Source organism: Methanothrix sp. (assembly GCA_029907715.1).
In the GTDB taxonomy this organism is placed as follows: Archaea; Halobacteriota; Methanosarcinia; order Methanotrichales; family Methanotrichaceae; genus Methanothrix_B.
Genome location: JARYLI010000009.1, coordinates 45,234 through 62,178, shown reverse-complemented (window position 1 = coordinate 62,178; position 16,945 = coordinate 45,234). Strand labels below are relative to the sequence as shown.

The window sequence follows — 16,945 nt, the reverse complement described above, 5'->3', positions numbered from 1 at the left end:
CAATCATGAGCGGAGGCCGGACCTCAAGGTAACGCCTGAGGGTCCTCGCGCAGTCATCGGTGATGTAGACTATCCCCTCTTTCCCACCTTTGCCCTCCACACGGAGTGTTAAGGTCTTCAAATCCAGGTCGCAGTCGTCCAGGTTGCATAGCTCACTTGCACGCAGGCATCCATAGAACAGCGTCTTGAGCATTGCAAGATGGTTTCGTTGGAGCAGACAGCAAACAGCCTGGCAATATCGTTTTCGTCAAAGAAATGCGGTATCGTGTTCACCGGTCTGAGGAAATTGAAACTTATGGATTTCCCACGCATCTTATAATACCGCTGGATGGCAAACAGTAGTTGTTGATTGAGCTTCGCGACAGCCTCTTATCATAGAGTGTTTCCTGGAACGCTGCAAAATCGTCGGCATCTGGCTCATCAGTTTGTGCAAACTCCAGGAACTTCCCGACCCGGAAGACATACGAGGATATTGTTGACTCCCTGAGACCGTTCTCCTCGAGATATCGGGTATACCTCCTCAATGCTGGTTTGAAGTCCTCGGTATGTACTTCTCTCTTCCAGTTCACATCCAGCCGCTTCTTTGGCATCACATACCCTCCTCGAAGCAGCGCGTGAAAAAGAATCCAGCATCTGATAGAATAATTCTGATGAAGTCATAAATCAAAAATCGATATGCCCAAATGCGGGGGATGGGATTCGAACCCACGAACTCCTGCGAGACTGGACCCTGAATCCAGCGCCTTTGACCTGACTTGGCAACCCCCGCATCACGATGTATGCGATCACATCCCGCACACGAAGCGCGGGTCTCGAATTCATTTCTGTCAGGCGCCGTCATCCGCTGTGGGATGTCCCACACATCTCAAAGGACATGCAGTTCAGACCGCTCCGACCCCGCTCCTCCCTGCCGGGAGCATCTGGCCAGAGGAGCATCTCCTTGGAGCGCTTCCCTGCCCTGACAGCGAAGTTGACTCACGATCAAAGAATAAAAGGATTACGCATAACCAGGGGAATCATCGAGTTCGGACGATGGACCCTTGTTATGCACACCGCCCTCTGGATAAGAGGCCTGCGGATGGTGTGAACCGCAGACCGGAGAGAGCGATTTCGGTAATGAACACGAGATCCAGCCGGGCACAAGCTTAAAATAAGGATCAGTTCTACCAGGCATCGTGGATGGTGGGGGAAAGGATGGCTTGGCCTGGCCTGCTGGGAGATGTTCAGGATGTAGGAGGTCGTGTGATCAGGCCTAAAAGCGAAAGGATCGGTATAGAGATGAGAAAAAAGCTGGTATCCATGTTGCTGCTTCTTGTGATATTCACCGGACTCTGCAGCGCTGCAAACTACATGTACGAGAAGTCAGTGGTGAAGGGCGTTGGATACAGAAACCTGGAGATCGTGATATCCACGCAGTACGGGTACAGCGGAGCAAAGCTCGTCGAGAAGCAGTCGGGAAGCGGCAACGTGAACTCGAGAATAGAGCTCGAGGCAGAGAGGCAGCTGAGCAGTGGCTACGATCCGCTCTACACGTCCTGTGACTACCCGACCGGCAGCGATTACCCAATGGACTACATCAACTTCACATCGGAGCAGGATCTCGAGTACATGCCTGTGAGCTACCAGACGGGCACATACGATCAGAAGTGGATAGACAAGCTGTGCGTCCAGAACTACAGGATCGGTGCAGTTGTGACAGAGATGTACACACACGCTGAGCATCTTCAGAAGAGCACGGAGATCAAGACGAGAGCATACGGATTCGATAATGGATACGCCGATAATGTGAACAGCTGCTGCACAGGAGTGCTTGAGGCCAACATCAACAGCAACGTGATCGGTGTCGCTCACATCGGATGGATGTCAAGAGAGCCAGAGGCACAGGATATAGTCAAGGGCAGGCACGTCGAGTACGGCCGGAGCATTGAGGATCTAACAGGTGTTTTCTCAATAGAGAAGTTCATCCAGCTCTGGGGCAACTCGACATGCGGCGCGATAAGCGTTGACTGGCTGCCTTGCATATAAGATGACAAAAAAAAGATCCCGCACCATCGCGGGGTCGTGGCTTTTTCCATCTTTCTTTTCTGCGGAGAACTGCGGAACATTCCTGATCTGCTGCTTCTGAGTGAGCCCAGAATCACTCCTTCTCTGCAGGTGGTGTGAAGACCCTCTGTCCCAGCTCCTTATCGAGCATGTAAAGCAGCCCCACCCCCCTCTCGCCCTGGATGAGCCTCAGCTTCTGAACGATCTCCTCCGCGTTTGCCTCCTCCTCCACCTGCTCGTTCACGAACCACTGGAGCATGCTCTGTGTCGGATAATCCTTCACCTCGATCGCGAGGTCCAGGAGCGCGTGGATGAGACCTGTGACCTTCTGCTCATGCACATGTACATCCTCAAAGACATTCAGCGGCGACTCCCATTCGCCTGGCGGCTCCTCTATCCTCATCAGCTTAACCCTGCCGCCCCTGCTGATTATGTAGTCGTAGAACTTCATCGCATGGAAGAGCTCCTCCTGGGCCTGTGCTCTCATCCAGCTCGCAAACCCCTTCAGCCCTGTTGACTCGAAGTAGCCCGACATCGAGAGGTAGAAGTACGATGAGTACAGCTCCCAGTTGACCTGCCTGTTAAGCGCATCGAGCAATCTCCCGTCGATCATGATCACACCCTCTCAAATGCATCCTTTGTAGCACCGCACTCCGGGCAGACCCAGTCGTCAGGCAGCCTCTCAAAAGGCGTTCCAGGCTCCACACCGTTTTCCGGATCACCCTTCTCCGGATCGTAGATGTACCCGCAGATTGTGCATTTGTATCTGTCCAAAACAATACCTCCACGAATTTCAATGCATGCAAACTATTTGTGGTTTCCGGAAGCTATGAATAACAGATGGGCGTCGATCTCATTCATCTGATCGCCAGCATGGGTGCTGGTTGGACCATATGTGCAGATGATTGTCTGCTTCGCTTGCGTGGGTCAGGGCGCAAAATACACAAGACCGTGTATCGCAGCTCTTACCGTAAAGAGATATATTGCCATCATGATTTTTACAAATAATTGCACTATACCTCCCAATGGACCAATTCTTGGCACATATTTTGTTACAAGATGAGTTTTGGTGCACCGATGAAGCGCGTGCATGAATCGGAGAGATTCGCAGCCCTCTCGATCCCACAGAAGATCTCTCATGGTAAGCAGGTTCGCTCTTATCCATCTGATAACTTGGCCCAAAGAGGCACCAGTCACGCTATGCGTTCCCTCCGAGAGTATGATTGCATTCAGCAACCGTGCATGTCCTTCAAGTTGCTGAATACATAAGAGCGAGCAGGTTAACCTGTACTCCATTTTCAACCCCTAAAAAACTCAGGATCTCACAGAAGATTTGTTATGGTCAGCAGGTTCAGCAGTCCCATTCGGGGTCCTGCTCGCGGACCATCGATCACAATGTGTTTATCTTCAGACGTTTCAGATTGACTCCAGCTGCGCGGGTCATTGTGGTATCAACTGCGCTGAAGAGCGCTGGAGATCGATGGCATTTGCAGAGCATGCAGAGCGGTGCCATCCAGTTTACAGCAGACGTCCTGCGCTGCTAAAATAAAAGGGTGTGCGCATGAAGATCATCACCAAGATACTTCTGGCTTTCACGCTTGTGGCTCTTTCAGGCTGCATCGGCCCATCTGGTGGGCCTGGAGCAGCTCCGAATTCGACTGCATTGATGGAAGATCTCCTCAGGGCATCTGGAAACATCACCTCGTACAGGTTTGAGTCGTCGAAGATGACCACGGCGGAGTTTCTGAACCTGACAGAGGGGTATTCTCTGGAGGACAGGCTATCTTATAATCTGAGAGAGAACGGCGAGATATCGATCGCGAGGAACGTCTCACAGAGCATGCTCAGGGTATCGCAGGAGAGTTCGATGACCTCTGAGAAGTACCGGAACCTGAGCATGTCCGCATCCAGGGAGTACTACATAATAAACAGCACGCGGTACGAGAAGAATAACGGCAACTGGACGCGCCTGTTCATGCCGTACCCGGAGTATGAGCTGCTGCGGGAGAACAGGCTGTACCTCCAGCTGGATATCCTCAACAGATCAACTCAAGAGATCATCGGTTCTGAGACACTGGACGGCACAGACTGCTGGAAGCTGAAGGTGTCGCCTGAGAACAGCACGATACGTGCTGCTGTGATCGCTCTTGAGGTCAGCGAGGTCCTGGGGCTTCCTGCTCAGATCCTTCTGGCGATGTTCAACACCACCGAGCTGGAGAGGAACAGCAGCATAGACTGGACCGCATGGGTCTCGAAGGAGGATAAACGTCTTGTTAAAAGAGATGGCACTGTGAGGGCCAGCATCACCCCTGAGGTGCTGGGGATATCGTCCCCTGGCGTCAGGTTCCTGATAAATGTCAATGTGGAGGAGAGCATGAGGTTCTTCGATTACGACAGACCCATTGAGATAGAGCTGCCAGATGAGGCGAGGAGCGCGGTGATGCTGATACCTGTGATCAACACATCCGGTGTCTCGAATGGATGAGATGGAGAGGCTTCTCCTCAAGGAGAAGCCCTGCCAGGCTCTCCTGGCGATCCTCGAGCTCGATCATGCCTATGCATCTCTCATCTCCAAAAAAATCGACTCGACGTTCGCCCACACGCTGCGGATACTCTCGCAGCTTGAGCAGGCGGGGCTGGTCTCCACCCGGACTGAGGGAAGGGTGAGGTATGCGGAGCTGACCAGCCCTGGAAGAAGGGCAGCTGAGGCGCTCAGGATGCTCAGGGAGGCGGTAGAGGACGCTGCAGATGTGAAGAAACGCATCAAAAGGATACATGAGCTCATAGATGCAGCTGAGCGGGCTCAGGGGGACAGAGAGCTCCTCGCCGGCCCTCTGCGTCGCGATCTCGCTCTGCTCAGGTCCAGGTCAGGTACTGCTGAGATTGATCTCCTCGAATCAAGGATACGCAGGATCCTCTCCAGGCAAGCGCGCTAGGATCTTAGTAATATTATAAAATATTTTCATATTAGTTAGTATATCCATGCGAAATCAATTTATAACCAAAGGCGATATGGGCATCTGGTGATTATATGCACATACCGGATGGATACCTAGGGCCATACACGATCGTGGCCACATGGCTCATAATGATCCCCATCTGGGTCTACTCTGCAAGGCGGCTTGGCAGGGAGCTGAGATCCAGACAGGTCCCGTTGCTTGCGCTCTCCGCTGCATTCTCTTTTGTGATAATGATGTTCAATGTCCCCATACCCGGAGGCAGCACCGGACATGCTGTTGGTGGTGCGATAATCGGCATAGTCCTCGGGCCGTGGGCTGCTGTGATATCAATATCTGTCGCACTTGTGCTCCAGGCCCTGATGTTCGGGGATGGTGGGATAACAGCGATAGCTGCGAACTGCTTCAACATGGCTGTACTGATGCCATTCTCAGCGTATTATGTTTATAAGATAATAAGCGGCAGCTCTGAAGTGACATCCGGCAGAAGGACGATAGCTGCGGCAATCGCGGGGTACGTCTCGCTGACGCTGGCGGCTGCGATGACCGGATTCATGTTCGGGATACAGCCGCTCCTGCACAGGGACGCTGCAGGATATCCGCTCTACATGCCATACGGGCTCGATGTGACGCTTCCTGCAATGATCATTGAGCACGCGCTCGGTTTCAGCTTCCTCGAGGCGATTGTGACTGCACTGATCTTTGCTTACGTCCAGAGGGCAGACCCATCCCTGCTCTCGTATGGCAGGCCCTCAAGGGCATAGGAGGAGATGATATGGACAGAACCACTAAAAAGATGATAGCAGCGCTTGCAGTTCTCACAGTGCTGGTGCCGCTGGGGCTGCTCGCGACCGGTGAGACCTTCGGCGAGTGGGGTGCGGAGGAGGTCAAGGAGAAGCTCGGATATGTCCCGCGTGGCATCGAGTCGCTGGGTTCTCTCTGGTCTGCGCCGATACCTGACTACTCCTTCCCGGGCGCTGAGACGTTCGCAGAGTCTGCACTGGCGTACATAGCATCCGCGATAATAGGCGTTGCGATCTGCGCAGGGCTTCTCTACATAATCGGCAAAAAGCTCACTGCCGGCAGATCCGATTGAGGTCTGAGAGCCCGCAGCTGTGGCTGCCAGATGTCTCAGCACAACCTGCGGGCAAGGCCTGTTTTATTATAAAAAATTTGGTGGAGCTGGTGGTATCACTTCTTCTCGCCCAGCCAGGGCATCATCGCTCTGAGCTCTGCTCCGACCTTCTCGATCAGATGCTCCGATTCCTGCTGCTCCAGGGCCTTCTTCACCGGCAGTCCTGCCTGAGACTCAAGTATCCACTCCCTGGCGAACTCTCCAGACCTAATCTCCTCGAGTATCTCCCACATCGCCTCCCTGGACTGCTCGTTTATTATCCTCTCGCCCCTGGTGAGACCACCGTACTCTGCTGTGTTCGATACAGAGTTCCACATCTTCATCAGGCCGCCCTCATGAATGAGATCTGTTATCAGCTTGAGCTCATGGCATGCCTCGAAGTACGCGATCTCAGGCTGGTACCCGGCCTGCACCATGGTCTCGAATGCAGCCTTTATCATCGCTGTAACTCCTCCACAGAGATCGACCTGCTCCCCGAAGAGATCCGTCTCGGTCTCCTCTGCGAATGTGGTCTCAAGGACCCCGGCGCGTGTCCCGCCGATGCCCTTTGCATATGCCAGCGCGATTCTCTTCGCGCTCTTGGAATAATCCTGCTTCACAGCGACGAGACACGGAACACCCTTGCCCTCCAGGAACTGGCGGCGCACAAGATCGCCCGGGCCCTTGGGCGCGACCATCACGACATCCACATACTCAGGGGGTATGATCTGGTTGAAGTGTATGTTGAACCCGTGCGAGAATCCCAGTATGTTTCCCTCCTCGAGGTATGGAGCTATCTGCTCCCTGTAGATCTTCGGCTGCAGCTCATCGGGGAGCAGTATCTGTATGAAATCCGCCTCCTTTGAGGCCTCTGGCACGGTCATGACCCTGATGCCATCCTTCTCAGCTCTCTTCCACGCAGGAGAGTCCTTCAGATCTGCGGCTATGACATCTAGCCCGGAGTCCTTGAGGTTCGCACCCTGCGCATGCCCCTGATTGCCGTAGCCTATTATGGCTATCGTCTTGTCCTTCAACACCCTAAGATCCGCATCCTTATCACGATATATTGTTGCCAAAACAACTCCTCCTCATGGTCCAGCCTGGACCACCTTGCTTCCTCTGACCATGGAGACCTTGCCTGTCCTGGCCATCTCCTTGATCCCGAACTGGCGGAGCATGTGCTGCAGCGCATCGACCTTCTTCTCATCCCCCGTGACCTCTATGATGAGAGATCTGGGGGATACGTCGATTATTCTGGCTCTGAAGACAGAGACGATCTGCATGATCTCAGATCGCGTATCCTTGTTCGCGCTGACCTTTATGATCGCAAGCTCGCGCTCCACCGACTCCTCCGGATCGAGCCTGCTCACCCTTATGACATTGATCAGCTTGCTGAGCTGCTTCACGACCTGCTCCAGAACGACATCATCGCCCTCGACGGAGATGGTCATCCTGGAGTAGGCGGGATTGTCAGTGGCTCCCACAGAGAGGCTCTCTATATTGAAGCCCCTCCTGCTGAACAGCCCGGAAATCCTCGTGAGGACCCCGGGCTTGTTCTCGACGATGACTGCGATGGTGTGCTTCATGAATCCAGCTCCAGTATCTCGCTAAGTGATGCTCCCGCCGGCACCATCGGCGATACCTTCTCGTCCCTGTGAATTATGAAGTCCATGACCGTGGGCCTGTCTGACGCAAGCCCCTCTTTGAGCACATCCTCGACCTCTGAGGGCTTTGTGGCTCTGAGACCGAGGGCGCCGTATGCCTCAGCGACCTTGACGAAATCAGGCACGTCGCCGAGAGTCGTGTGCGAGTACCTCTTTCCGAAGAAGAGGGTCTGCCACTGCCTGACCATGCCCAGCACCCCGTTGTTCAGTATCGCGATCTTCACAGGGATATCATTGACAACAGCGGTTGCGAGCTCCTGGATGTTCATCTGGAAGCTCCCGTCTCCGGCGATGTCGATCACCTCGCACTCTGGCCTCCCGATCTTCGCGCCGATCGCAGCCGGGAATCCATAACCCATCGTGCCCAGGCCGCCGGAGGTTATGAACTTTCTGGGATCTCTGTGTTTGAAGAACTGCGCTGCCCACATCTGGTTCTGTCCGACCTCCGTGACTATTATCGCATCCGGGCAGAGCTCGCATATCTTCTCGATGACAAACTGCGGCTTTATCACGTTCTCATCCCTGGTGTACCGCAGCGGGTACTCCCTCTTCCAGGAGAGTATCTTTTCGTTCCATTCTGTCCAGGGCCTCTGCTGAACATGTTTCAGCAGCTCCGTGAGCGCGATCTTGGCATCGCCGACAACGGGGATGTCCACCCTCACGTTCTTGCCGATCTCAGCCGCATCCACATCGATGTGTATTATCCTGGCCTTTGGTGCGAAGCTCGCGATCTTCCCTGTGACGCGATCATCGAACCGTGCTCCAACTGCCAGAAGCACGTCCGCCTCCTGGACTGCGAGGTTCGCGTACTTGGTCCCGTGCATCCCGAGCATTCCAAGGGAGAGTGGGTGGTCTGTCGGGAAGCACCCCATCCCCATCAGCGTTGTCGTCACAGGAGCGTTCAGTCGCGTTGCTAGCTGGAACAGCTCCTCGTGCGCGTTCGCATACCTCACGCCCCCTCCGGCGTATATCACAGGCCGCTCCGCAGTCATCAGCGCCTCTGCGGCTCTTCTTATCTGGAGCTGGTGGACTTTAGTTGATGGATTGTAGCCTGGGAGGTTTATCTCCGGATAATCGAACTCGAGCTCGTCCACTGTTATGTCTCTTGGCAGATCTATCAGCACCGGTCCTGGCCTGCCGGTTCTCGCTATGTAGAATGCCTCCCTGAAGACCCTGGGTATATCCCTGGAGCTCTTGATCAGGTAGTTGTGCTTTGTTATCGGCATGGTTATGCCGGTGATATCTGCCTCCTGGAACGCATCCTTTCCGATAAGGCCTGTGTTCACCTGGCCGGTCATTGCGACGATTGGCACTGAATCCATGTAGGCTGTGGCTATGCCTGTGACCAGGTTGGTCGCGCCAGGACCAGAGGTGGCCAGGCATACACCTACTCTGCCAGTAGCCCTAGCGTATCCATCAGCTGCATGCGCAGCCGCCTGCTCATGCCTGACCAGTATGTGTCTCAGCTCAGAGCTGTACAGCGCATCGTACAGCGGAAGCAGAACTCCGCCAGGAAGGCCGAATATCACCTCTACTCCCTCCCGCCTGAGACACTCTATAATCGCCTCTGCTCCTGTCATCCTGACCATCATCTATCCTCCAAAAGCATCAGCCTGTTTATACCTTCCAGAACAGCCTCGACGGAGGCCATTATGATATCAGCCCCTGCGCCCCTGGCTGTTATGCTTCTGTCTCCTATAGCCATCGTCACCCATACCTCGACCAGGGCATTTGTTCCACCCGTTATGGCATCCACATGGTACTCCTCAAGCCGAATATCTGTTACGCCCGAGATCGCCCTTCTGACGGCATTCACAGCAGCGTCCACAGGGCCCACCCCTGCGCCAGCCTCCAGAGTCTCTCTTCCGTCCAGGATCAGCTTCACGCTAGCGGTGGGCGTCACCCTGTTCCCGCTGACCACGGTGAGCTCCTCCAGAAGTACCCTGGGCTTCAGCTCCCTTGCGAGCACCGTGTCCGCTATCGACTGGAGATCTGCATCCGAGACCCGCTTGCCCTTATCGCCCAGCTCCTTGACCCTGCTCACTATCTCGTTCAGCTGTTCCTCGTTTACTGTGATCCCGAACTCACGCAGGGCAAGCTCGACCGCAGCTCTCCCCGACATCTTCCCGAGGACGATACGCCTCTTCCTGCCGACCTGCTCCGGGCGCATCGGCTCGTATGTGGATGTGTCTGCGATCAGGCCATGGACGTGTATACCCGCCTCATGCGTGAATGCGTTCTCCCCGACGATCGCCTTGTTCGGCGCCACAGGTATGCCGGTCTTCTTTGAGACAACTCTGGAGATCTGATATAAAAGATTGCACTTTATGCCTGTCCTGATACCATAAAGGTTCTCCAGGCACATCACAACCTCTTCCAGGCTGGTGTTGCCTGCACGCTCGCCGATGCCGTTGATGGTGACATGCGCCTGTGCAGCGCCATTTCTGAGGGCGGCCACAGTGTTCGCGGTGGCCATCCCGAAGTCGTCGTGGCAGTGGATGCTCACGGGTCTGCCCAGAGAGCTCAGGCGCTGAAATATCTCCGCAGTCCTCTCAGGAAGAAGCACGCCCACAGTATCGCAGAAGCAGAGTCTGTCCGCGCCCGCCTCGATTGTGGCTCGGTAAATTGATTCCAGATAATCGAGATCGGCTCTGCTCGCGTCCTCGCCGCTGAGCTCAACGATCAGGCCATGAGCCTTAGCGTACTCAGTGGCATCAACAGCCTTTCTGAGCACGGATTCCCTGTCAGATCTCAGCTTCCTCTCGATGTGGAGATCTGAGACCGGAACGACGAGGTGCAGGGAATCGACATCGCAATCAAGCGCAGCGTCGATGTCCTTCCGACTGGCACGCGCAAAAGAGCAGATCTCGGCCCTCAGCCCTGCAGAAGCGATGGCACGGATCGATTCGCGCTCACCATCAGATGTTATTGCGGATCCGGCCTCGATCACATCGACGCCCAGTTCATCCAAAAGCTGCGCGATGTGAAGCTTGTCATCCGCGCTCAGGGAGACCCCTGGTGTCTGTTCGCCATCACGCAGTGTGGTATCGAGAAATCTTATCTCACCCGATAAAGCGATCCCACGCGTTCATCTCTTTCACCCTCAAATGTGGTTCAGCTACGTTGATGATGCACATTGATAAATCTGACGGTTTGGGCATCTGGACCTCAGGATATGCGGTCCGAGCGCATCGATGGATGATCAATCGGATGGCTCCTGAGAAACTGTGGGCAGAGCTGCAGTGAGACTGATGAGAGGATATCCCCTCAAAACTTAGATATAATGAGATAAGCATCTGTGTTACGGAATGCGGTACATCTTCGGGCCTGTTCTCTCAAGGAGGCTCGGTCTCTCTATGGGCGTGGATCTTCTGCCGCTCAAGACGTGCAGCATGGACTGCTGCTACTGTGAGATAGGCGCCACAACATGTCTGACAATGAAGAGGGATCGCTACGTTCCTGAGGAGGCAGTTATCAGGGAGATCTCCAGGGTGTCAGATATCGATTTTGACTACCTGACGTTCGCAGGATCGGGGGAGCCTACGCTCCACTCAGGCCTGGGGGAGATCATACGGGCTGCGAAGAAGCAGATCGACAGGCCGATTGCGGTCATAACGAACAGCAGCCTTCTCATTGACAGACATGTCAGAGAGGAGGTGGCCAAAGCAGATCTCGTTCTCCCCTCACTGGATGCGGCGACCCAGGAGACCTTCGAGAGGATAAACAGGCCGGCTGCGGGTTTGAGAATAGAGAACATCATCGAGGGTCTGCGGGCCTTCAGATCTGAATTCGGCGGAGAGATATGGCTCGAGGTGATGCTTGTCCGGGACGTAAACGAGGTTGATGCACCGATGATCGCCAGGGCTGCGGAGGAGATCGAGCCGGACAGGATACAGCTCAACACTGTGGTCAGGCCGCCAGCCGAGCCTGTCCTGCCGCTGAGGAGAGATGAGATGCTCAGCATGCTCCGTATCTTCAGAGGTGCTGAGCTGATACCGGACTGGGACTGGAGTGTGCCTGAGGGGGTGGAGGGGAGGATCGCAGAGCTCCTTCGTGAGCCCATGACACTGGAGGATCTTCAGAGAGAATCTGGTTTGATCTATGAGGATGCGGTGAAGTACATGAAGATACTCGAGGATGCAGGGAGGATATCCCGCAGCATCCGCGACGGGAAGATATACTTCCAGACGTGTTAGAGGCAGGCGGCTCGGATCACCGAAGAGGATGTAACGATCGGCATCTGATACAGACCCTCATGAGTTCTGCAGGTCACATATTATCGATCTAAAATACGAGTGCACCACTCGACTCAAAATGATGAAGGAGGTATGATCGATTGATTCATGAGATAATCCAGCTGAGCAGGAAGGTCGCGGATGGCTACGTGATAAATCTCGGCTATCTAAAGCTGGTTTGCGCGGTCACCGACCGTGGAATGGTGGGATGTGGAGCATATGATGTCAGCGCCCTTGATCGGCATGGCTATCCGGCAGCGAGAGTGAGGTCCAGCACCGGCGGGCTGATGGCAACAGTGGATGATCTCCTGAGAGGGGAGGTATTCGAGGCGAACAGCGCGGCCAGAAAGCTCGGCATAAAAGAGGGGATGTCAGGGCGCGAGGCGCTTGAGCTGCTGTAGCGGATGCTCCGGCCCTCAAAAGTGCGCTGGATCACGCACGTACGACCCTGGCCCATGAACGGCGAGGTTGCCACAAGCCGGATCCTCTGAGCATATCGAAAGCTTATGGAGAGATGCTGACTGCTCCGCCTGGCGGGATGCGGCTCAGATCTGTTTTTGAAGGATGCCCCTTCGCCTGGCGACCTCCCTGAGGGTGGCGCCGAACTCAGACTCGACGAGCGTGCTGACGCCCATGGTCTTGGGGTGGAGATCTATCTCCACAACAACATGATGATGGCCCAGATCCCTCAGGGGCCTGACCTGCCGGGGCCCGTTGGTTACCGAGAAGATCTCCATTTTATCCAGTGCAGAGATCGGTATCGCATGCGGAACCCCGGATATCAAGGCGAAGTCGTACTCCTCTCCCTCGATCATATCCGCCACACGCTCTCCCGCAACTGGATACTCATCAAGACCTCCTGTGATCTCGAAATTCACGCCTTTATCTTTCAGAGCATCTGCTATGTTCCTCGCATCCCCTCTGACCTTTGGCAGTCCCACATCAGAGTCGAGGTTCGCAAGCGTTCTTATCCTCTCCTCACACCCAAGAGCCCTGGCAATCTCTATGAGTGAGAGATTGATGTCCGCGAACATGTATGCGGTCTCCTTCTTCGCGTTCAGTATGTTGAGCCCCCTTTTGCCATCCATGAGAAGCTCCAGGAGTCTGGAGGCAACGACGAACTTGACGTCACCCCTCTCCGGCGGCAGGTACTCGCTGCTCGCAGCGCCGTAGAGCCGCTCTATCTCTGTCGCCTTTTCCAGTAGCCTCTTCTGGCGCTGGAGCTCCTGATCATCTATTATGCCAGCATCCCTCGCAGCCTCAAGTGTTATGATCACACCCTTTGTGTTGTCCCTGTATCCAGCGTGAACCTCAGCCTCTATTACCGGGAGACCGATATTCGCATCCACCACAGCCTTGTGCAGATCCTCGCCTATGATCATGCTGCTGCATGTTCCAGCGACAGCTAAGATCTTCGGATGGAACAGCTCCACAGCTCTTCTCAGCAGCCTCACAAGCTGCTCCTGCCCTCCGAAGACGAAGCCCTTCTCATCGAGGCCTGTGGTCAGAACCCTGACACCATCCTCCTCCAGCAACCTCGCGTGCTTGAAGCAGCATCCGCTGGGGCCGTGGAGTATGATCACATCCACGCCGAGATCACGCAGGGTGTAAAGGGCCGCCACTATCGAGCTGGGGCGTGGGTGAATAACCTGAACTTCTGTACTCATCGATATCACCTGAAGCATTTAACACATAAAACCAGATGGTCCCCCGCGGAGACGAGTCTGCGAGCGACCTCGAGCCCCTCCTGGAAGTTGCGTGCCGTGCATCCTCCGAGCTGTTGGGCGTACGGCTCAAGCCTCCTTCCGACCAGCACGAGCTCGTCTATCTCATTCCTTCTCGACTTGATCATCTTCACAAGAGCATCAATATCCAGACCCTCGCAGACGCTCTCTGCATCCTCTCCCGCAACGAGACATGTGCGACCACCAGAGGCGAGATCGAGCGCCCTTTCGATGCCTGAGACCTTCAGCCCGGAGTTCGAGTTATCGATGAAGCTGACACCATCGAGCTGATACCGCGCCATCCGGCCCTCGAAGCCCTGGAAGCCCTCAAGGGCATCCGCCGCATCCTTTACATCCACTCCAATCGAGATGGCGGCTGCCAGCGCACCGGCGATCCCATCGGAATATGCGGGAAGATCCAGCGCTTCGTCCAGCGACAGGGGAAGCGATCTCCCCCTGATCTCAGCAGATCTCCTGCAGATCCTCACATCACCGCCATGGCCAAATGTGATATCAGCAGAGAGCTTCGCATCCGTGTTCGCCACGATCCTCGCATCCGGATCTGAGAGAGAGAGCATCTGGAGCTTGGCGGTGCTCGCCCACATCGACCCGCCTGCTATGAGGTAGTCTCCTGCGAGGCTTGTTATAATCCCCACATCAAATGCTCCGGTGCCACCGAGTGATACCTCTGAGATCAGAAAATCAGCTCTCTCCTCTGATGCGATCTGATGAGCTGCTATGAGATTCCCGGGGGTTATGCTCAGGCCGGATCTGATGAGCGATCTTCTCCCGCGGTTCCAGAGCTCGATTCCGCTGGTGGTGTGCGAGACGACGCGCATATCGTGCGAGAGCATAAGCGCCAGCAGGAGGGCGGTGGTTGTCTTCCCCCTCGTCCCCGTTATCTCAACAGCCCTGAAGTCCCGCTCGCCCAGGATCATCCCCACTGCCCTGTGGTGCGATATGATCCTCTTTCGAAGCCGTCTGGCCTCTGACAGTGAGCTGTTCTGAGGGGAGAGGTGCACGGGAGCAACAACGAGCGAGAACCTCTCCACGCTGTGATTGCTGTGGTATACCTCTAGCGCCTCTGCATCTATGCCGAGCTCTCTGAGTCTCGATGCTATGATCCCTGCGCCATGTATCGAGTCGAGGACGGCCACCGGCCCTAGAAGCTCTCTCTGGCCCTCCGATAGGCGAGATCCGCAATGCATTCATCGACGCCGAGCGGCTCGGCGCATGTCACCTCCACATCCCTGCCATCTATTTTAACAACACCAACGTGCTTGCCCTTCGGTATTCCCAGCTCCCTTGGGATGTCCTCCAGTGTGTGCACCCCGGCTGCGAGGAAGAGCGGAATGGCCACGATCTTCCTCACATTGGTGCCGGCAAAGCTCATGAGACCCTCTGGTATCTTCGGATCATTGGCATTGAGATAAGCGGTCCTGACCGGCCCTGGATGCTTTCTTTTTATCATCCCTGCCAGCTCCTCCACCAGCGCCTTGTTGTAAGGCAGCGTGCTGCCATGCCCGAGCACAAGAAGTCCTATGTCCTCCATCTTCAAAGCTCCATTTGCTACTTTTTCATATTTCAGTGTTAATGCAGCTCGATCTCATGTGTAATAAATCTACCCCATGGAGATCCACCGGAAAAATTATGGTCTGTGAGGTTAATTGAGAATGTGTTATGGGGGAATCCGGATCCAGGGTCGCCGGAAGGGCGCTGATGCACCTGAAGGCGATCGAGTGCGCTCATGGTTTGACGATCACAAACAAGAGCGAGATCGTCTCAGAGATAGCATCCAGGGTCTCAGATGAGAGATCTGTCCTTACAATATGCACATCGCTCAACACATGGGTCGCCATGAACAGAACCGGCGGGAGCATATTCATACCGAGAGAGGTGCTTGAGCCGCTCATCGAGCTCGCCGAGATCAGGGAGAGGTGTGCATGAGCGCCGTCTTCGCTCTATTCAGCCTCCACCCTGGAGCCCATCTCGATGATCTCATGAAACGCTGAGACCACCCGCTCCAGATCCTCCCTGGGGATGAGATACGTGCTAAGCTTGAACTGCCTTGTGAGCCCGGGCTTGATACCGCATATCCCGCGGTCCTTGAGCTCGTGGTAAAGGAAGTAGCGGCCCTTCCTGGCGCTCTTCGAGATCTCGTAGAGCCGCTCAGATTTGAAGAACATCAGATCATGGTTGTGAGGCTTCTCGCCCTGCTGTTCGATTCCAAGCTCCTCCAGCTCTGACGAGAACCATCGCGCCTTATCAACCTCCTCCTGCCACCTTCCGACGCGCTCCAGGACATGCGGGAAGCTTGCCATCATGGTAAGAAGCCCCGCACCACGAACAGTGCACCCCAGGAGCTCGACCTCCTTGTTCTTCTTGCTCTTCGAGCGTCTGAATATGATATCCGCATACTCCTGCTTCGCGCCCAGGACCCCTATCGGACCTGATGATGCCATGGACTTGTGGCCGCTGCCAACAACTATGTCAGCGTCGAGCTCGCGGGCGCTCACGGGCATTCTCCCTATGGAGTACGCCCCGTTGAGGAGCAGCGGCACACCCTCCTCGTGGCAGATCTCCGCAACCCTTCTCGCATCCACAAGATTCCCGTAGTTGCCATCGGGATACGTGAGCACTGCCATGCTCACCCTGTATCCCTGGTCTGCAGCATCCCTTATCGCGTCCCTGTATCCCTCCGGGTTTATGGTGTACTCAGGCTCCCCGCTGTTTTCCACATACGAGATCTCGAGGCCTGCGCGCTCTGCGGCGAGAACGGTGGTGTAGTGCGCATTCCCATCTGCAACGATGTAATCGCCCGCATCACATAGAGAATGCATCGCAGCGTACATACCCTCCCTGGCCCCGTGGGTTATGCGCACATCATCCACATCCAGAAACCGGGGAAGAATCTCGTGAACGAACTCCTCCACAGGGGGATTCCTCACCCTGTCGAGCATCCCCTCGCAGAAGTCACAGACTGAATAACCATCACCCCACTCGACGAGAGCCGCCCTTGCCTCAGGAGTGAGAATGCCTCCCCTCTGGAGGGGGTCGAGGTTTATCTCCGAGATGCTCCTCTTCATGCACCTGAACTTATCGAGCTTTGATGTGATACTGGATGGCATCAGAATGGTGCTCATCTGCATTCGTGATAACTTTTTCCATCTCCACAGCAGAGAGCCAGATGGGGCGTTTCATGTTATGG

General features: G+C 55.2%; 19 protein-coding genes and 1 tRNA gene. 8 read left to right on the top strand and 12 right to left on the bottom strand.

The window, feature by feature from the left end:
* Positions 1–293 precede the first annotated feature (293 nt).
* Both QHG98_06910 and QHG98_06905 read right to left on the bottom strand, forming a co-directional pair.
* On the bottom strand, positions 294–590 hold the full coding sequence (locus tag QHG98_06910; protein ID MDH7597447.1) for a phage integrase N-terminal SAM-like domain-containing protein: 297 nt from the start codon (positions 588–590) through the stop codon (positions 294–296).
* Between the two features lie 94 nt (positions 591–684).
* Positions 685–769: transfer RNA gene (locus QHG98_06905), tRNA-Leu, on the bottom strand.
* 509 nt (positions 770–1,278) lie between these two features.
* On the opposite strand from QHG98_06905, the gene QHG98_06900 reads away from it, so the two are divergent.
* Positions 1,279–2,025: a hypothetical protein gene (locus QHG98_06900; GenBank protein MDH7597446.1), complete on the top strand. Its 747-nt coding sequence runs from the start codon at positions 1,279–1,281 to the stop codon at positions 2,023–2,025.
* 112 nt (positions 2,026–2,137) lie between these two features.
* On the opposite strand, the gene QHG98_06895 is transcribed toward QHG98_06900, so the two are convergent.
* Together QHG98_06895 and QHG98_06890 are read right to left on the bottom strand one after the other, a co-directional pair.
* Positions 2,138–2,656, bottom strand: a complete 519-nt coding sequence (locus QHG98_06895; GenBank protein ID MDH7597445.1) for a ferritin — start codon at positions 2,654–2,656, stop codon at positions 2,138–2,140.
* 2 nt (positions 2,657–2,658) lie between these two features.
* Entirely contained in the window at positions 2,659–2,817 is a 159-nt protein-coding gene (locus QHG98_06890) for a rubredoxin (GenBank protein ID MDH7597444.1), read from the bottom strand.
* Positions 2,818–3,604: 787 nt separating this feature from the next.
* Here QHG98_06890 and QHG98_06885 point away from each other — a divergent pair.
* From QHG98_06885 to QHG98_06870, 4 genes are all read left to right on the top strand, one after another.
* Positions 3,605–4,528: a hypothetical protein gene (locus QHG98_06885; GenBank protein ID MDH7597443.1), complete on the top strand. Its 924-nt coding sequence runs from the start codon at positions 3,605–3,607 to the stop codon at positions 4,526–4,528.
* Positions 4,521–4,979 carry a hypothetical protein gene (locus QHG98_06880; GenBank protein ID MDH7597442.1) on the top strand — a complete coding sequence of 153 codons (459 nt, stop codon included), beginning with the start codon at positions 4,521–4,523 and terminating at the stop codon, positions 4,977–4,979. Before QHG98_06885 ends, QHG98_06880 begins: the two co-directional genes overlap by 8 nt.
* A gap of 95 nt (positions 4,980–5,074) precedes the next feature.
* A complete protein-coding gene (gene cbiM, locus QHG98_06875) occupies positions 5,075–5,764 on the top strand; it encodes a cobalt transporter CbiM (protein MDH7597441.1) in 690 nt (229 codons plus the stop codon).
* A gap of 11 nt (positions 5,765–5,775) precedes the next feature.
* The gene (locus QHG98_06870; GenBank protein ID MDH7597440.1) at positions 5,776–6,096 is read left to right on the top strand and encodes a PDGLE domain-containing protein; all 321 of its coding nucleotides are present in this window, start codon (positions 5,776–5,778) and stop codon (positions 6,094–6,096) included.
* 95 nt (positions 6,097–6,191) lie between these two features.
* Here QHG98_06870 and ilvC read toward each other — a convergent pair whose 3' ends face one another.
* The 4 genes from ilvC to QHG98_06850 are packed head-to-tail and all read right to left on the bottom strand — an operon-like array spanning position 6,192 to position 10,839.
* A complete protein-coding gene (ilvC, locus tag QHG98_06865) occupies positions 6,192–7,190 on the bottom strand; it encodes a ketol-acid reductoisomerase (GenBank protein MDH7597439.1) in 999 nt (332 codons plus the stop codon).
* A 12-nt stretch (positions 7,191–7,202) separates the two neighbouring features.
* Complete coding sequence (ilvN, locus tag QHG98_06860; protein MDH7597438.1) at positions 7,203–7,700, bottom strand: acetolactate synthase small subunit; 498 nt, start codon at positions 7,698–7,700, stop codon at positions 7,203–7,205.
* On the bottom strand, positions 7,697–9,370 hold the full coding sequence (locus tag QHG98_06855; GenBank protein ID MDH7597437.1) for an acetolactate synthase large subunit: 1,674 nt from the start codon (positions 9,368–9,370) through the stop codon (positions 7,697–7,699). The genes ilvN and QHG98_06855 overlap by 4 nt, the downstream gene beginning before the upstream one ends.
* The gene (locus QHG98_06850) at positions 9,367–10,839 is read right to left on the bottom strand and encodes a 2-isopropylmalate synthase (protein MDH7597436.1); all 1,473 of its coding nucleotides are present in this window, start codon (positions 10,837–10,839) and stop codon (positions 9,367–9,369) included. Before QHG98_06850 ends, QHG98_06855 begins: the two co-directional genes overlap by 4 nt.
* A gap of 247 nt (positions 10,840–11,086) precedes the next feature.
* Here QHG98_06850 and QHG98_06845 point away from each other — a divergent pair, with 247 nt between their 5' ends.
* Both QHG98_06845 and QHG98_06840 read left to right on the top strand, forming a co-directional pair.
* Positions 11,087–11,974 carry a radical SAM protein gene (locus QHG98_06845; protein ID MDH7597435.1) on the top strand — a complete coding sequence of 296 codons (888 nt, stop codon included), beginning with the start codon at positions 11,087–11,089 and terminating at the stop codon, positions 11,972–11,974.
* A 140-nt stretch (positions 11,975–12,114) separates the two neighbouring features.
* Positions 12,115–12,414, top strand: coding sequence for a YunC family protein (locus tag QHG98_06840; GenBank protein MDH7597434.1), 300 nt, complete (start codon positions 12,115–12,117; stop codon positions 12,412–12,414).
* Positions 12,415–12,558: 144 nt separating this feature from the next.
* Here QHG98_06840 and cfbD read toward each other — a convergent pair whose 3' ends face one another.
* From cfbD to cfbA, 3 genes are read right to left on the bottom strand one after another with little or no spacing between them, the layout of a single operon-like run.
* Positions 12,559–13,680 carry a Ni-sirohydrochlorin a,c-diamide reductive cyclase catalytic subunit gene (gene cfbD / locus QHG98_06835; protein ID MDH7597433.1) on the bottom strand — a complete coding sequence of 374 codons (1,122 nt, stop codon included), beginning with the start codon at positions 13,678–13,680 and terminating at the stop codon, positions 12,559–12,561.
* A 5-nt stretch (positions 13,681–13,685) separates the two neighbouring features.
* A complete protein-coding gene (gene cfbE, locus QHG98_06830) occupies positions 13,686–14,894 on the bottom strand; it encodes a coenzyme F430 synthase (protein ID MDH7597432.1) in 1,209 nt (402 codons plus the stop codon).
* Positions 14,895–14,899: 5 nt separating this feature from the next.
* On the bottom strand, positions 14,900–15,289 hold the full coding sequence (gene cfbA, locus QHG98_06825; GenBank protein ID MDH7597431.1) for a sirohydrochlorin nickelochelatase: 390 nt from the start codon (positions 15,287–15,289) through the stop codon (positions 14,900–14,902).
* Between the two features lie 128 nt (positions 15,290–15,417).
* Between cfbA and QHG98_06820 the strand changes: the two genes are divergently transcribed.
* On the top strand, positions 15,418–15,684 hold the full coding sequence (locus tag QHG98_06820) for a hypothetical protein (protein ID MDH7597430.1): 267 nt from the start codon (positions 15,418–15,420) through the stop codon (positions 15,682–15,684).
* Positions 15,685–15,698: 14 nt separating this feature from the next.
* On the opposite strand, the gene pscS is transcribed toward QHG98_06820, so the two are convergent.
* The gene (gene pscS, locus QHG98_06815) at positions 15,699–16,865 is read right to left on the bottom strand and encodes an O-phospho-L-seryl-tRNA:Cys-tRNA synthase (GenBank protein MDH7597429.1); all 1,167 of its coding nucleotides are present in this window, start codon (positions 16,863–16,865) and stop codon (positions 15,699–15,701) included.
* Between the last annotated feature and the right edge of the window lie 80 nt (positions 16,866–16,945).

Excerpts from the sequence above, each read along its gene's own strand:
- QHG98_06910 (MDH7597447.1), bottom strand. The coding sequence starts at position 590 with ATGCCAAAGAAGCGGCTGGATGTGAACTGGAAGAGAGAAGTACATACC.
- QHG98_06900 (MDH7597446.1), top strand. The coding sequence starts at position 1,279 with ATGAGAAAAAAGCTGGTATCCATGTTGCTGCTTCTTGTGATATTCACC.
- QHG98_06895 (MDH7597445.1), bottom strand. The coding sequence starts at position 2,656 with ATGATCGACGGGAGATTGCTCGATGCGCTTAACAGGCAGGTCAACTGG.
- QHG98_06885 (MDH7597443.1), top strand. The coding sequence starts at position 3,605 with ATGAAGATCATCACCAAGATACTTCTGGCTTTCACGCTTGTGGCTCTT.
- QHG98_06880 (MDH7597442.1), top strand. The coding sequence starts at position 4,521 with ATGGATGAGATGGAGAGGCTTCTCCTCAAGGAGAAGCCCTGCCAGGCT.
- cbiM (MDH7597441.1), top strand. The coding sequence starts at position 5,075 with ATGCACATACCGGATGGATACCTAGGGCCATACACGATCGTGGCCACA.
- QHG98_06870 (MDH7597440.1), top strand. The coding sequence starts at position 5,776 with ATGGACAGAACCACTAAAAAGATGATAGCAGCGCTTGCAGTTCTCACA.
- ilvN (MDH7597438.1), bottom strand. The coding sequence starts at position 7,700 with ATGAAGCACACCATCGCAGTCATCGTCGAGAACAAGCCCGGGGTCCTC.
- QHG98_06855 (MDH7597437.1), bottom strand. The coding sequence starts at position 9,370 with ATGATGGTCAGGATGACAGGAGCAGAGGCGATTATAGAGTGTCTCAGG.
- QHG98_06845 (MDH7597435.1), top strand. The coding sequence starts at position 11,087 with ATGCGGTACATCTTCGGGCCTGTTCTCTCAAGGAGGCTCGGTCTCTCT.
- cfbD (MDH7597433.1), bottom strand. The coding sequence starts at position 13,680 with ATGAGTACAGAAGTTCAGGTTATTCACCCACGCCCCAGCTCGATAGTG.
- cfbA (MDH7597431.1), bottom strand. The coding sequence starts at position 15,289 with ATGGAGGACATAGGACTTCTTGTGCTCGGGCATGGCAGCACGCTGCCT.
- QHG98_06820 (MDH7597430.1), top strand. The coding sequence starts at position 15,418 with ATGGGGGAATCCGGATCCAGGGTCGCCGGAAGGGCGCTGATGCACCTG.
- pscS (MDH7597429.1), bottom strand. The coding sequence starts at position 16,865 with ATGCCATCCAGTATCACATCAAAGCTCGATAAGTTCAGGTGCATGAAG.